Source organism: Nitrospira marina (genome assembly GCF_059568365.1).
In genome coordinates this window covers 4,059,628-4,073,785 of the sequence record NZ_JCANTH010000001.1, presented here as the reverse complement: position 1 = coordinate 4,073,785, position 14,158 = coordinate 4,059,628, and the positions used below count along the sequence as shown (strand labels likewise).

General features: G+C 51.3%; 14 protein-coding genes and 1 tRNA gene. 3 read left to right on the top strand and 12 right to left on the bottom strand.

What is annotated here, in order from left to right; all coding sequences use genetic code 11:
* The first annotated feature begins 71 nt into the window (after window positions 1-71).
* Together LX98_RS17590 and LX98_RS17585 are read left to right on the top strand one after the other, a co-directional pair.
* Window positions 72-1,232, top strand: a complete 1,161-nt coding sequence (locus tag LX98_RS17590) for an anhydro-N-acetylmuramic acid kinase (RefSeq protein WP_496430094.1) — start codon at window positions 72-74, stop codon at window positions 1,230-1,232.
* A gap of 54 nt (window positions 1,233-1,286) precedes the next feature.
* Complete coding sequence (locus LX98_RS17585; protein WP_496430093.1) at window positions 1,287-1,817, top strand: DUF2726 domain-containing protein; 531 nt, start codon at window positions 1,287-1,289, stop codon at window positions 1,815-1,817.
* Between the two features lie 104 nt (window positions 1,818-1,921).
* Here the strand turns inward: LX98_RS17585 and LX98_RS17580 are convergent, their stop codons facing one another.
* Complete coding sequence (locus tag LX98_RS17580; RefSeq protein WP_496430092.1) at window positions 1,922-2,542, bottom strand: hypothetical protein; 621 nt, start codon at window positions 2,540-2,542, stop codon at window positions 1,922-1,924.
* Between the two features lie 108 nt (window positions 2,543-2,650).
* Between LX98_RS17580 and xth the strand changes: the two genes are divergently transcribed.
* Window positions 2,651-3,427, top strand: coding sequence for an exodeoxyribonuclease III (gene xth, locus LX98_RS17575; protein WP_496430091.1), 777 nt, complete (start codon window positions 2,651-2,653; stop codon window positions 3,425-3,427).
* A gap of 401 nt (window positions 3,428-3,828) precedes the next feature.
* Here the strand turns inward: xth and LX98_RS17570 are convergent, their stop codons facing one another.
* The 11 genes from LX98_RS17570 to LX98_RS17520 form a co-directional block, all read right to left on the bottom strand.
* The gene (locus LX98_RS17570) at window positions 3,829-4,419 is read right to left on the bottom strand and encodes a pyruvoyl-dependent arginine decarboxylase (protein ID WP_496430090.1); all 591 of its coding nucleotides are present in this window, start codon (window positions 4,417-4,419) and stop codon (window positions 3,829-3,831) included.
* 245 nt (window positions 4,420-4,664) lie between these two features.
* Window positions 4,665-6,098, bottom strand: coding sequence for an aldehyde dehydrogenase family protein (locus LX98_RS17565; protein WP_496430089.1), 1,434 nt, complete (start codon window positions 6,096-6,098; stop codon window positions 4,665-4,667).
* A 32-nt stretch (window positions 6,099-6,130) separates the two neighbouring features.
* On the bottom strand, window positions 6,131-6,391 hold the full coding sequence (locus LX98_RS17560; protein ID WP_312646018.1) for a hypothetical protein: 261 nt from the start codon (window positions 6,389-6,391) through the stop codon (window positions 6,131-6,133).
* 117 nt (window positions 6,392-6,508) lie between these two features.
* A complete protein-coding gene (locus LX98_RS17555; RefSeq protein WP_496430088.1) occupies window positions 6,509-7,213 on the bottom strand; it encodes a thioredoxin domain-containing protein in 705 nt (234 codons plus the stop codon).
* A gap of 84 nt (window positions 7,214-7,297) precedes the next feature.
* On the bottom strand, window positions 7,298-8,392 hold the full coding sequence (locus tag LX98_RS17550) for a deoxyhypusine synthase family protein (RefSeq protein ID WP_312646021.1): 1,095 nt from the start codon (window positions 8,390-8,392) through the stop codon (window positions 7,298-7,300).
* A 118-nt stretch (window positions 8,393-8,510) separates the two neighbouring features.
* Window positions 8,511-8,588 (bottom strand) — tRNA-Glu (locus LX98_RS17545).
* Window positions 8,589-8,770: 182 nt separating this feature from the next.
* Window positions 8,771-9,118: a cupredoxin domain-containing protein gene (locus LX98_RS17540; RefSeq protein WP_496430087.1), complete on the bottom strand. Its 348-nt coding sequence runs from the start codon at window positions 9,116-9,118 to the stop codon at window positions 8,771-8,773.
* A gap of 113 nt (window positions 9,119-9,231) precedes the next feature.
* On the bottom strand, window positions 9,232-10,788 hold the full coding sequence (locus LX98_RS17535) for a Do family serine endopeptidase (protein ID WP_496430086.1): 1,557 nt from the start codon (window positions 10,786-10,788) through the stop codon (window positions 9,232-9,234).
* Window positions 10,789-10,951: 163 nt separating this feature from the next.
* Window positions 10,952-11,653, bottom strand: a complete 702-nt coding sequence (gene rpiA, locus LX98_RS17530; RefSeq protein ID WP_496430085.1) for a ribose-5-phosphate isomerase RpiA — start codon at window positions 11,651-11,653, stop codon at window positions 10,952-10,954.
* Between the two features lie 233 nt (window positions 11,654-11,886).
* On the bottom strand, window positions 11,887-12,948 hold the full coding sequence (glk, locus tag LX98_RS17525; RefSeq protein ID WP_496430084.1) for a glucokinase: 1,062 nt from the start codon (window positions 12,946-12,948) through the stop codon (window positions 11,887-11,889).
* A gap of 361 nt (window positions 12,949-13,309) precedes the next feature.
* On the bottom strand, window positions 13,310-13,807 hold the full coding sequence (locus LX98_RS17520) for an MEKHLA domain-containing protein (protein WP_496430083.1): 498 nt from the start codon (window positions 13,805-13,807) through the stop codon (window positions 13,310-13,312).
* Between the last annotated feature and the right edge of the window lie 351 nt (window positions 13,808-14,158).

The window sequence follows — 14,158 nt, the reverse complement described above, 5'->3', positions numbered from 1 at the left end:
CCATGGCAAGGCTTGCAACATAGCGAGGGTCATTCCATTGAGTTACGCAGGCCATTGAATCGAGGTAATCGATGATTGTTGTGGGGATGATGTCAGGGACCTCGGCGGATGGGGTGGATGCCGCAGTTGTAGATATTCGAGGAACCGGACATCGTCTCAAGAGTGTTCTGCTCAAACATGTTGGTCGTCCGTATGCTCCCAAGCTTCGGCAACGAATTTTACAAGTTTGTGAGCAGGGAACCGTCGGGCAGATCTGTCACCTCAATGTGGTCCTGGGCGAAGTATTTGCTAAAACCGCGTTGTTAGCCATCAAGCATTCCGGGATTTCTCCTCAACGAGTGGCGTTGATCGGCTCGCATGGTCAAACAATTCATCATCGGCCTGCCGCGATCTATGAGCCCGGTATTGGTCAGATCCGTTCGACACTGCAAATTGGAGATCCCCATGTGATTGCGGAACGTACCGGAATCACGACTGTATCGGATTTTCGAGGCAGAGATCTTGCGGTCGGTGGAGAGGGAGCTCCATTAGCTCCTTATGTCCATGCCCTTCTTTTTGCTCAGAAACATGCCACACGAATGGTGGTCAATCTAGGAGGGATTGCTAATGTAACCCTATTACCCGGCGGGGGAAAGCTGTCAGAGGTCCGGGCGTTTGATACAGGACCTTGCAATATGTTGTTGGATGGATTGGTGGCGATGGGGACAAAGGGCATAGCGAGATTTGACCGGGGTGGTCGTCTTGCCATGAAGGGGCAGGTAGATAAGAGGCTGCTTCGTTGGCTGCTGACACATCCCTATGTGTCTCGAAGGCCTCCCAAATCCACCGGGCGTGAGATGTTTGGAGAGGACTATATCCAGCGCGTGTGGGCTCAAGCGAAGGGTCGCCATTTGGCTAATTCTGACCTTTTAGCGACGAGCTGCCGGTTTATTGCTCAGGTGATTCACCAAGCGCAAAAGTGGATGAGGAAAGTCCCTGATGAGTTGGTGTTTGGCGGTGGAGGGGTGCGAAATGCTCGGCTCTGGTCAGAACTGTCCGGTGTGTTCGATCCCATTCCCGTGATGCGCATGGATGAATGTGGGGCATCCAGCCAGGCCTTTGAGGCGCAGGCCTTTGCAGTGCTGGCGTATCAAACAGTGAAGGGTGTCTGTGCCAATTTGCCTAAGGTCACGGGTGCTCGCCATTCGGTTATTTTGGGGACGATAACTCCCGGTATTCACGGACTTCCTTAGGATGTTCCTTTTTATTTCGGGCTTTTTCCCACTGGTGAAATGACGGACAGGTTGATGTCTCAGAACGGACTTTCACTGATTTTCCTGGCTGGGTTCATGCTTGGAGTCGTGTTTTTGTTGCGATGGATCTGGCGCCGTCCACTTCCAGCAGGGGTTCTACCAGCTTTGAATCCTGAATCTGGGGAGAGTGTGGTAACCGCTCGACCCATCATGTCGCCGGAAGAAGCGACGCTCTACAATCTGATTACCTTAGCGGCTCGTGATCATATGCTGGTTTTGGCCAAAATCCCGCTCCTAAGTGTCCTGTCCGTTGTCGATAAAGATGAAGAAGCTCGAAAGACAGCCATGCGAACGATTCAGCCTGTTCGCTGTGATGTCGTTCTAGCCCATCCTGGGACGCTTAAAGTCATGACAGTGATTACCTTGAACAAGGAGATCCCGCCCACGACAGGACGCGAAGACCGAGATCGATTTGTGGAGACCCTGTTGAAGGCGGCGGGAATTCAATCGATCATTCTTCAGACCACACAGACGTATTCGGTGGATCAGCTCACCGGATTACTAGGCCTGGCTGAGGAAGAATAGGACCGAAAATCGAGGGGTATTTTTTGATTGGGTCCTGGTGTGCGACGAATGGTGTGTGTCTGGGAGCACAACTGCCGACGATTTATCCGAAGCCCGAGAGGCTCCTAAGCCGTAATGACCGGTAGGATCGCCTGAAAGGTTTTCAGACCTTCATCCACGATGGTACCTGTTTGTACTGCCGGATCATCCATTGGAAGGAACCTGGCAATTTTAAAGAAGGTACGATGGTCGAGTGTTGCAGCGATTTCTGATCGTCGACCCTGGGTAATCGGAAGTGTCAACCCAGGTCCCGTTTTCCACTCCCAGAGAGATGGGCTGAGACACAGGCAGAGATGATGGTCTGCCACCTCCGAGTATCGATTAAATAAATTGCGTCGATATTGCTTCACAAGCGGGCCCTCAACTATCAGAGCGAAGGCAATGTGGTGTCCCCACCAGATGAGGGAACGGAACGCGAATTTGTTCTCACGCGTATAAAATCTTGGGAAATCCACATATTGATAGGGGAAATTTTCCAGATGTTCGCCTTTGACAAATTGACTGGCTTGAGGGTCGAACCCTTCAGGAGCCAAAAGGTGATGTAAGCCGATTTCTGCCTCAATCCGCTCATGGAGGTGTTCAAGGACCTGTTTGATTTTGACCGACATTTCGGCTTTCTTCCGAAAAAAATCCTGATCGGCCAAAAGGGCTAATTCGTCAGGAGTGAAGAGATTACGGGTAGCCATCAGTTCATATACCTCACATACCCAAGGATCGGTTGGGGAGGAGTATCTGCCTTTGTTCTTTTTGAGGAATGTCTGCAGCGTGATTGGTGAATAGGAGTTTCAAGAAGAATGAAAATTGCGACTTACAATGTCAATTCAATTCGAAAGCGAATCGGTATCCTTCACAAGTGGTTACGGCAACACAACCCAGATATTATGTGCCTTCAAGAGACTAAAGTACAGGATCATGAGTTTCCGCTTCAAGCCTTTTCCGACTTACCCTATGTCATCAACTTTTGTGGTGAGAAATCCTACAACGGCGTCGCCATATTCAGCCGGGCAGCGCCGGAAGCGGTGGCCTTTGGTTTTGAGGACGGGGAGCTACCGGAGGATTCCACTCGCCTGGTGCGAGTGGTGGTCAATGGCATCATGATTATTAATTCCTACGTTCCACAGGGATTTGCGATTGATTCGCCGAAGTATGCCTATAAATTAAGGTGGTTCCAGCGATTGAGGCGGTATTTCTCGCGTGTGGTCTCACCAGGACAATCCGTGGTTTGGTGTGGAGATATGAATGTGGCCCCCGAACCGGTTGACGTACATAGTCCCGAAAAACACCTCAAGCATGTGTGTTTCCATGAAGAAGTGCGTCGTGCCTATCAGGAGACGGTGTCATGGGGATTCGAGGATGTGTTTCGACATCATTTTCCGCATCGTCAGCAATTTACGTTTTGGGATTATCGACGTCCAGGAGCTTTGGAAGCTAACCGCGGGTGGCGAATAGACCACATTCTGGTTACCCCGCCGCTTCTTCCCTATTCTCACACGGTGAAGGTGGATGTTCAGCCGCGTCGTGCGGAAAGCCCCTCGGACCATACCGTCTTGTGCGCTGAATTCTCACTCTGAGAGTGTTGAATATTACTAATTTCAAAGGGCATATTGACCCACAGGCACGTTGCATATCAGAGGCCTCGGGGCGGTTCAAAAAAGTTCGTCCAGTCCTGCCCTGAGTCATGTCGAAGGGAAGGCCGCAAATTGCCTGCCGTGTCCCGAAGGGCACAAATTTTGTTTTGCGCGCAGAGCGTACTTCCAATACGGGAGCACGGAAAAATGGCGAGAACGCCGCTGGCGGCTTTTTTTAACAGTCCCACTGTGAGGGAAAAGGGCGGCTCTTGCAGAACCGATTGTGGTAAAGGAGGGGCACTCCTACTGGATAAAAAGATGTTCGAATGGGGTCTTGTCAGGTTGCTAAAGACTCGAGAAAGAGAAACAATTATCCTCCAGAATAGATTGATCAATCCAGGACCCTACTTTGATTTTTTCTGACGGGGCTTTGGATCCTCAGTGATGTTTTCAAGAGGAATAAAGACTGCACACGCTACCACGGTCGTCCAGAGATTGGGTTTGCCGATCGCAGATTGAGTAATGTTCTGGGTTCGGACAATATCCCTTCCCATTTTGAATACCTGCTCACGTTCCTTCCAGGCAACATTTGGATCGAATTTGATGCCAAGCGTGGTTGCGAGCATTTGGGCCGCGAGGTCCTCGGTGTATTCCCCTGCTTCTTCGTCCGTTTCGCCATAAGCGTGATGTTCCGATAAATAGCCATAATTAACCTTCCTACCAGAGGGAATGGCCACGCCGATTGAAGCCGAAATCAAGCGATTCCGCTCGTTGGTTTCAGATCTGGCCATGACGCAAAAGGTAATTTCGCCTGGATTAAGTAACTGTTCGCCACGTTTTCTCGAGATGATTTTACAATCTGGAGGAAGAATGGATGAGACGGTCACCAGATTGCAATACGCAATTCCCGCGCTCCGGAGGGCTTCTTCGAAAGATGCCAGTTTTTCCTTGTGGACGCCCACACCTCTGGTGAGAAACATTTGCGTTGGGACCATCGCGACTCCTTCGTCGATCAGTTAGTGGTGGATTGGGATAGGCAGGAGATGACTAGGTGATCGTCGAATCTGATTCACAACCTCGCTCTCCAATCTGTTGGCACAAACTCTATATGGGAAAGCCTGGACGATTCGAACACCACGGGAAAGAACAACCTTGCCACGTACGCCGGTATTTTTACCAAGACTGGTTGGCAAGGTGCAAGATTGTGAGGACTGAACGTTGCAGAAAAAATACGGAGGCCTTAAGAAGGCCTTTTGACCAGCAACAATTTAGGCTCGGTCAGTTCCTGAATAGCATACCGCACCCCTTCTCGCCCTAACCCTGACTGTTTGATTCCTCCATAAGGCATATGATCGGCCCGAAAAGTCGGAATTTCATTCACCAGAAGTGCGCCGACTTCTAACCGTGAGTATGCCCGATACATGGTGTCGATGTTGCTGGTGAAAATACCTGTTTGGAGCCCGAAATCAGAATCATTGTGGAGGGCAAACGCTTCTTCAAGATCTGCATAGTGTGTGACGGTCACCACCGGCCCGAAAATTTCTTCACAACAGACTTTCATATTGTTGTTGACGTGGGTCAGGACGGCAGGCTCAATGAATGAATCCTTTCGTGTTCCGCCAGTCATGACTCTTGCCCCATGCGAAACGGCTTCTTGGATCCATGTCTCGACTCGGCGGGCGGCTTGTTCATTAATGAGGGGACCGACGACGGTGTTTTCGAGGGAGGGATCGCCCATGGGCAATGATCGGACTCCCTCGACAAAGGCCTTGAGAAAGTTGTCGTAACGCGATTCATGGACGAAGATTCGTTGCACAGAGATGCAGGTTTGTCCGGCATATCCGTACCCTCCTGCGACGCAACGGTCTATGGCCACATCAAGATTGGCATCCGGTTCTATGATGACACCGGCATTTCCTCCGAGTTCGAGCAGAACCCGTTTGTATCCGGCCTTTCCTTTCAGCATCCACCCAATCGTCATAGAGCCGGTAAAGCTCAAGGCTTGGAAATTGGGATGAGTCACCATTTGTTCTGCCAGGGTATTGGAACACGGGATGATCGTCAGCATTTCCGGAGGCAGTTCTGTGGTCAAAAAGACTTCACCCAACAGGAGCGAAGTTAACGGGGTTTGGGGGGCTGGTTTCAATACCATCGGGTTTCCCGCTGCCAGGCATGGGGCCACTTTGTGGGCCACCAAGTTGAGGGGAAAATTAAATGGGGTAATGCCAAGAACCGTCCCGATCGGAAAGCGTTGGACAGATCCCGAGTACGCCTCTCCTCCTGGGGTGAGATCCATCGGAATGATTTCTCCAGGGATGCGCGTGCTTTCCTCTGCGGCCAAGCGAAAGGTCTGAATGGCCCGATCGACTTCACGGCGAGCATCGGTAATCGGTTTCCCGGCCTCCTGACAAATTGTGGCCGCAAACATTTCCCGTCTTGTGGAAAGGCCTGTGGCGATATGGAGGAGCGCCTTTGCTCTGGCATATGCCGGTATCTTGGCACATTCGGCCGAGACTCGTTTGGCAGAGTTGGTGACCTGGTGGATATGCTCAGGCTCGGCCTGGCAGACCATGGCCACCACGTCATTGGAATAGGGGTTGCGTACCGGCTCCGCAGCGGAGGTCTGGACCCATTGGCCGCCGATAAGGATTGGCTTTGCCGTGGCCACAGTCATGAAAAGGTAAAAACCTCGTGCAATGGAGGTGGTTAGATTGATGAAGCTGGCTGGTCAGAACCGGGATGGGATGAAGAAGGCAACCGTTCAGCTTTCTGAATAAGATTCTCCGTTCCCCATTCCCTAATCGCATCCAAACTAAACGGTTCGAATGCGGCGATGGCTCCACAGCTCGGACACCCGTCGACCGGCATCTTGGCTTTGAATACTTCATCAAAACAGGTTAAGCACACAAACAAATCAGGTTCACCTTGCGCGCATTCAACAGGCCAAAAGGATTGGGATTCCGTCATGACTCAAAACCATTCTGTTGGTAAAAACATGAATTTCAGGATTGCCTGTGCAAATGTACACCTAATCACGCTGTCAGATCAATGAGGAATTGCGTAGAAAGCGATTGCATGGAGGATTCATGCTCCTTCGATGTGAGTAGGGGACAGGACTGGCAAAGACAGTGAAGAAGTCGAGCCTCCATGAAGCTTGAGCAATTTATCAATTTCTTCCTTGAACGTCTCATAGGGGAAGGCGCCGGGAATTAAAATAAGATGAGGATCTTCTGGCACGGTTGTCGGAAAGAGAACGAAAGCCGGCGTCCCCCGAATTCCCAGGGAACCCGCATCCTGTAAATCTTTCTCAATATCTTCCAAATAGCGATGGGAGGACAAGCATTCTGAAAATTGTTCTCCGTGGAGGTTGAGTTCCTTGGCATATTGTTTGAGATTTTCCGGAGCCAACTGGCCTCCACTGTTAAAGAGCCGATCATGCATGGGCCAGTAGGCGTTTTGCTCTCCGGCGCATCGAGCGGCATCGGCTGCTCGAAGTGGACTACCCATGCCTCTCGGGAAATCCCTATAGACAAAACGCACCTTTCCGGTCTCAATGTACTCTGAAAGCAATTTAGGAAAGGTCTCATGAAAAAACTTTTCGCAAAAGCCACAGGTGAAATCCGAGTATTCCAACAGGGTGATGGGTGCCTTGGGATTCCCTCGCACCACATCATCATCCTGGATCAAAAAGTCAGGAGTTTTCCCGTGAATCGTGGGACTCATCAGCAGGGTGCCAAGAAGGATGGCAAGCAATACGGTCGATTTGCGGGGTTGGGCAATGTTCATCATCACTCCATGGCTATGGGCTAATTATTGTTGCATTCCTGGTGGACCGTGTCGAGAGAAGAGGTTGATCGTGCCAAGGGGTTGAATTTATCGGCGACGGGCTTTTTCCAGGAGCCCCATCATGAGAAGTGGCCAAACCACTGTGGCATCACTCAACACTTCAGCAAACATTCCCCCCTCTTTTCGAGGCACAAATTTTCCCCATGATACACCCTCCTCATAGGTGCATCCGCTGAGACCACCCCAGTAGTCAGGCTCCGGGCAGATGCGGACACCGTACTGATACCGCGGAGGGGTTAATTGTGTACCCATCCGGAGGTTGAGAATATCGATATATGGTGGCGTTTGTTGTGCCCAATTACGGGGAACTCCGCCTCCGATTGTGAAAATTCCCAACCGTTTGGCAGACAGCAGTTTTTCCGTATAACTATTGAGATCTAAGAACGGATTAAATGATGGACGAGATTGCTGCAAGATTTGCCAGGTTTCCTGATCGGAGAGATCGGGGGATTGAGGTGTGGCTTGAGATTGTCGTCTCTCCTTCATGGCCCAAATGGAGACATCCAGCCCCATTTCAGAATCGGTAAATGCAGGAATATAGACCGGGACACCCTTCTCATAGGCACTTTTCAATATCCCTGGTCCTTCGTAATGGTCGTGGAGAGTTTTCCCGATTTCGCGTGTCAGAATTTCCGAGGAGATGGGTGTGTCGGGAGTCATGCGCTTTAAGGTTTGGCTCACAACCCGTTCGACGTGGTTGAGATTGGATTCCATCTCCAGCGTATCGTAGACGCGGTTATAGCCCTTTTCATATAGTTCGGTATCCGTCATGGATGGGTGATATTTATAGTGTGTTTTGCCTACGGCTTCACTCAAGCCATGGGCAATTAACGCCCCCGTGGATACCACGGCCTGCACCATATTTCGGTCGATCATGCTGCAGATAATCTTTCCCATTTTCGCGATGGTCATGGCCCCGGACAAGGTTAAGATCACGGTACAATCGGGATCCTCGACCATCTTGTCCAAAATCTCAAAGGCATCGCCCAGACGTCGCCCGCCAAAGGCGGTCTTTTTCATGGCTGAGAGAAGGTCGGAAAAAGATTCGATTGTTTCCGGATCCAGAGCCTCCAGGGCTTCCAGGCCGTCGCTTTCGCCATCGTGAAAAGTTCTCGTAGTCATCACAGATCCTTACGGCATAGATGAAAGTCATAACCAGACGGGAGTACGAGGAGTCTGATTCTAAGGGGAGCGGGTGCGAACATTCAGGAAGGGGCGGACTTCAGCTCCTAATAGCGATTGGTGATCCCAACGGGATTTGAACCCGTGTCTGCACCTTGAGAGGGTGCCGTCCTAGACCAGCCTAGACGATGGGACCAGTCTGTGTCTGTTTAGTAATTAAAATTTGGACTTTCTGCCCATACCAGGCATCCCAGAAATGTACCATTAGGGACTTATGGCATGCAACGAAAAAAGGGCAGCTGTCAGTGATCGCAGACGTACAATCACCTGTGTTGACAAGGGAGGCAAGTCGCGACAACAAAAAAAATGGCTTTTAAATCAGATATCAGAGGACGGAGAGTGCGGGGTATGGATAGTTAACAGACCCCGCATAAAGGGGTGGAGTCCACAATGGTAAGGGTACTGCCCGGGGGCTAAGCGTGTTAAGACAAACTGATGATCGGGACGAATGACGCCTGAATCAAATGAGCACTGGGAGCGGGACTGACAGTCGTCTGCCACGATGGAATGGGCTTCTCGAGTTTGATTTTTCCAGGTGAGGGCGGTATCCAGGCGGATCATCAGGTGGTTCGGAGAAAAAAATGGCGGTTCAGCCTGGATGGCAATCTGCGGAGAAGAGGCCCACAGAATTGGTTGCGTGGAAACCGGGGATAGGAGAAAAACCATAAAGCAGAATAATCTGCTTATTTGAAGAAATGTCCCGGATAAACAAAGTGGCGTCATGGATGTTCGGCTCTCAGGGTGTCAGGTCTGGCCAGGGAGACGCTCTGGTCCAGTCGCTAGGGTTTGATGGTCAGGAAAATGGCGCCCTTTCCGCGCTGCAAGAGCACTAAGACCGAGTCTCCAGCTTCCAGTCGCTTCACAAGCTGTTCGAAATCCTTCACGGATCCAATGGGAGAGCGATTCAATTCCAGTATTACATCACCCGGTTGAACGCCTGCCCGTTCTGCCGGAGAGTTTGGTGAGATTTGGGTCACGACCACCCCCTGGCCATCTCGTGTTTGTCCAGGTTGGACGGGTTCTACTGAAAGCCCGGAGAGAGCGTGGTTCCCTGAGACTGAACTAGGAGCCATTTCTGTCAAGGCAGCAGTATCTTTAGGCATTTCAGTGATGGAAACCGAAAGATTGACAATTTTTCCGTTACGCCACACCGCAAGAGGAATTGCACTCTTCGGTGTCGTTTCGGCCACCAGCGTGCGCAAATGGTTTGGATCCTTCACGGTGACGCCATTGTAGGTGCGGATAATATCACCACGTTTCAATCCGGCCTGCCCCGCCGGGCTTTCGCTAAAGACATCTCCCACTAACGCGCCCTGGGTATCAGGTACCTCGAATTGAGTCGCGAGATCCGGCGACAATTCCTGAATCGACACGCCCAGCCACCCACGAATGACTTTTCCGTGCCCAATCAGGCTTTGCATCACACTTTTGACCATTTGGCTGGGGATGGCAAAGCCAATACCCATGTAGCCACCCGTTCGGGAGAAGATGGCGGTATTTATGCCGATGAGATGGCCTTGTAGATTGACGAGAGCACCTCCGGAATTGCCTGGGTTAATGGCGGCATCGGTTTGAATGAAATTTTCATAATCGACAATGCCGACATTGGCGCGGCCTACGGCGCTGATAATTCCCATTGTGACCGTTTGATTTAATCCAAAGGGGTTGCCGACCGCCAACACCAATTCTCCAACTTCCAGTGCCGCAGAATTTCCCCAGGGTAAAGTGGATAATCCGGTGGCTTCAATCTTGATCACCGCTAAATCGGTTTTGGGATCCGTGCCGATAAGTGTCGCAGGAAGTTTCCGTTTATCTCCCAAGAGGACCATCAAATCATCGGCCTGTTCTACCACGTGATTATTGGTGACGATGTACCCGTCATCACTGACAATCACTCCGGAACCTAAGCCTTGCTCCTGCCGTTCGCGGGGTTGTTTAAACCGCCGTTCAAATTCCTCTCCAAAAAACCTTCGGAAAAATGGATCTTCAAACAGGGGATTCGTGCCGGGAGATTGAACCGTGCGTTTGGTCGCCGAAATATTCACGACCGAGGCCATGGCCTCTTTGGCGATTTTCACAAAGGTTTCGTTCGAAGCCAGAAGAGGGGTCGAGACGTTAACCACGGTCGGCGAATCACCTGCATGGACGACCGGTAGGGGCAGCTCGGTCTCCCTGGGGTCTGCGGTGATGGCAGGGGCAGTCTCGGGAGGGGGGGAGGATGGTGCCTGGGAGCATTGTATATGGGTGAATCCCAGGAGGCTCACCGCGATCGCGACTCTCCAAAAATGGTGTCTGTTTCTCACAGAGGATGTTTGCCCCTGATATCGTCCTCTCATGCAGAATACCTTCTTCCTCTGTCGGTTAAGGGAGTCCTTATGCCAGACCCCTGATTTCTTGATCCTTATCCATGTTTCCCATTTTATCAACTTTGATTGCAAGGGCGGTAGCATGCAACGGCAAACGAATCTTCGGTTAATTCTACCAGAGAAGACCCATGACTCAAGAAGCGCGGGTGAGCACGGGACCATCATTCGTGCCGGTAATCAATAGGGATGTCATCGTCAGGAAGAGCCCGCATTCAACCACGCCCGGGATTTGGCTCAGAGACAATTCGACCGTGGAGGGGTCGGTAATTTCAGGAATATGGAGATCCGCCACATAATTTCCATTGTCGGTGAGGAATGGCTGGCCGGCTTTATGGCGCAACGGGGAAGGCCATCCCAGATTCTCAAGATGCCGTTGTGTCGTACGCCAGCCGAATGGCAGGATCTCAACGGGTAGGGGGAAGGGAAGTCCAAGACTGTCCACCTGTTTGGCCTGATCCACAATAACAATGAATTGCTGAGCTGCGTTTGCCACAATTTTTTCCCGCATTAACGCCCCCCCTCCTCCTTTAATCAGATTCAGTTGGGGGTCGACCTGATCGGCGCCATCTACCGCCACATCAATGTCCCAGGGGTCATCATTGTTCAGTAAAGGAATGCCCAATTGTGTTGCATAAGCTGCTGTGGCTTGTGAGGTTGGCACCCCACGGACTCGTAATCCCTGTTGTACGAGCTGGCCCAAGGCCGTCAAAAAGTAATGGACCGTGGAACCGGTGCCGAGTCCCAATATCTGGCCATCTTGTATAAATTCAAGGGCTTTGCGGGCGGCCTGGGCTTTTTGCTGGTCAGGGGTCAATGGCGTCGATGGTGAGGGCATAGAAGGGTCTCACGCTCGGGATTTTTTCGTTGGCAATGGGCCGAAGGCGTTGGTTTCATCGAAACTAGCAGACCTTCCTTCTCGAAATTCGGAGCTCTGCAAGTGGTATCGGGCAAAACGGCTGTGACGAGGGGGAATAAAACAGAGGCAAAGGTCTGTCAGTATGATATCGAAGGGAGGATGTGGGGTCTGAGTCCTGCGGCATACACAAGGTATGTTTTGATTGCATGGTATTAGCCAGCCATGCCTGCAGCGACGGAGGCCGCCCCGAGCAATGCGGTATGGGGATTCAAAATCACCCGAACGGGAATCTTGGCCAATAATCGTTTGTACCGGCCCTTCGCCAGAAAGGCTTTCATGAAGGTGTCTTCCCGTAACGCGGATATGATTTTTGGAGCAATGCCCCCACCAAGATAAACGCCACCCATGGCCAGAGTTTTGAGTGCCATATTGCCGGCTTCGGCCCCGTAAATAGAGACGAAGATCTGCAGGGCCTCTTTACAAATTTCTGGTTTGCCTGTCAGTCCGGCCTCCGCAATCAATGCTGTCGGATCCCCGGTTGGGAGCTTTTCGGCAAACCAGGTGGGCTCGTTTTTCTTGGTGTCCCGGAGAAATTGATAAATGCTATGGAGACCGGGGCCGGAAAGAACCCGTTCGTAACTGACATGTAAGTAGCTGGTTCGCAAATATCGCAGCAGATCGATTTCCAAATCGTTGTTGGGTGCGAAATCGGCGTGGCCCCCCTCGGACGGACAGATGTGGTAGTCCTTCCCTGTCCAGAGGAGTAGCGATTCTCCCAGGCCTGTTCCCGCGGCCAATAAGACCCGCGTGCCATCAAGTGTGGAAGAAGAGGCGTTGGGGTTGAGATCCTCGATTTCATCCGGTTGAAGGAGCCGTAACCCGTAGGCAGTAGCCTCCAAATCATTTAATAAACGGACATGTGGAATATTCAGAAACTCAGCGAGCTTGTCTCCTTCGATAATCCACGGAATATTTGTGGTTTTGCAGGTATTATTCAAGACCGGTCCCGGTACTCCAAAACAGGCCGCGGTCAGGGGTTTCAGTGGAGAAGGAGTGGCGGGTTCAGACGAAAGGGCCTCGCTGTCGTCCGGGGCCTCTTCCGATTCGGTGTCGGTAGAAGGCGGCTCTTCAAGAAATTCGGTCAACACTTCCTCGAAGGACTCGTAATCAGCCGTATAGACCGTGTCCTCACGAATAGGCTCTACCCGTTCCTTATCCCAGTCAAACAGGGCCAGATTAATTTTTGTCCCACCAACATCAGCTGCTAAAATCATGACATGTTTCCCGTAAAAATTACTTGAAGCGTCAATTTTCAGACTTGCGGCACCATAGCCCAGCTAAAATACTCAGGGCAAGGGAGAGCCTGGGGAGCCTCTCTTGGAAATTCCGCATCACGGGGGAAAGGTCGAATATACTGTGAGTGTTGAATAATACTGTTCTCCATGGGCTAAAGCCCCCATGGCAACTTTGAAGGCCAGAGGTTTCGGGGCGGTTCAAAAAAGTCCGTACAGCAAGGCCACAGCTATTTTTGCGCGCGGAGCGTACACGAAGTACGTGAGCACGGAAAAATGGCGAGAACGCAGTTGGCGGCTTTTTTCAACAGACCCATACTGTGAGGAGGAGACGTTCGACGACCTATATAAACGTCCAGGTTGAAAAGGTAGCCGCCTGTCCGAGCGGAGTCCCATCCGGATTGCGAATGTTCCATACCGTGGCGCGTTCCACTAAAAAACGTTTTCCGGATCGGGAAATCCGGACACCACGATAATCGGCAATGAACCCTTTGGTTTTAGCCTGATGCAGCATGCGGGCCCGTTCTTCACGATTCACAGGTTCGGCTGTTTGCCGGGAAGGCGTTTGAGTCAGTTGGTTCCAATCCATTTCCCACAGGATTAACGCGGTCCGGTTTCCATAATTGAGGATAGGGTCATCCTCCAATCCGTGAGAGACGACCACAAATGGGGAGTTAAACAAGCGTTCCGCCTGTTCCAGTATGGTCCCTTCCCGAGAGATGAGTTCACGGTTGAGCCAGAGAACATAACTGTCCAATAAATATTGGGACCATTCGATAACCCAGGGTCTTCGCCAATGATCAGCTAACGGGTTCATTTGATTATTAGTGGAGGGATTCATTCGGGTGATGATGCGGAGCGTCCAATCAGAAGCAGTGTAATGCTCTTATGTAGTCGTTAAAAAGGTCCAAGCATACCTAATTTTCCAAAGCAGCGAAAAGCGCATTTGGGGATAGGTCTGGCAATCATGCATCTTTCAAGTCGAGATCATCTGAGCTGGTCCGGCCGTGGTGGATTACATGGCTGCTCCCTGGGCAAGGATGGCTTGAATCTAAAAAAGGAACCAGCGCCTTCTTGATATCTTTTCGGGCGGGGGTTCGTCCCGCCAGCCGAGCCACTTTTGTTCCGGCAAAAGTGGCCAAAACCAGTGACGCCCAGACAGGCTTCATTGGAGGGGACAGACGCGAACCTT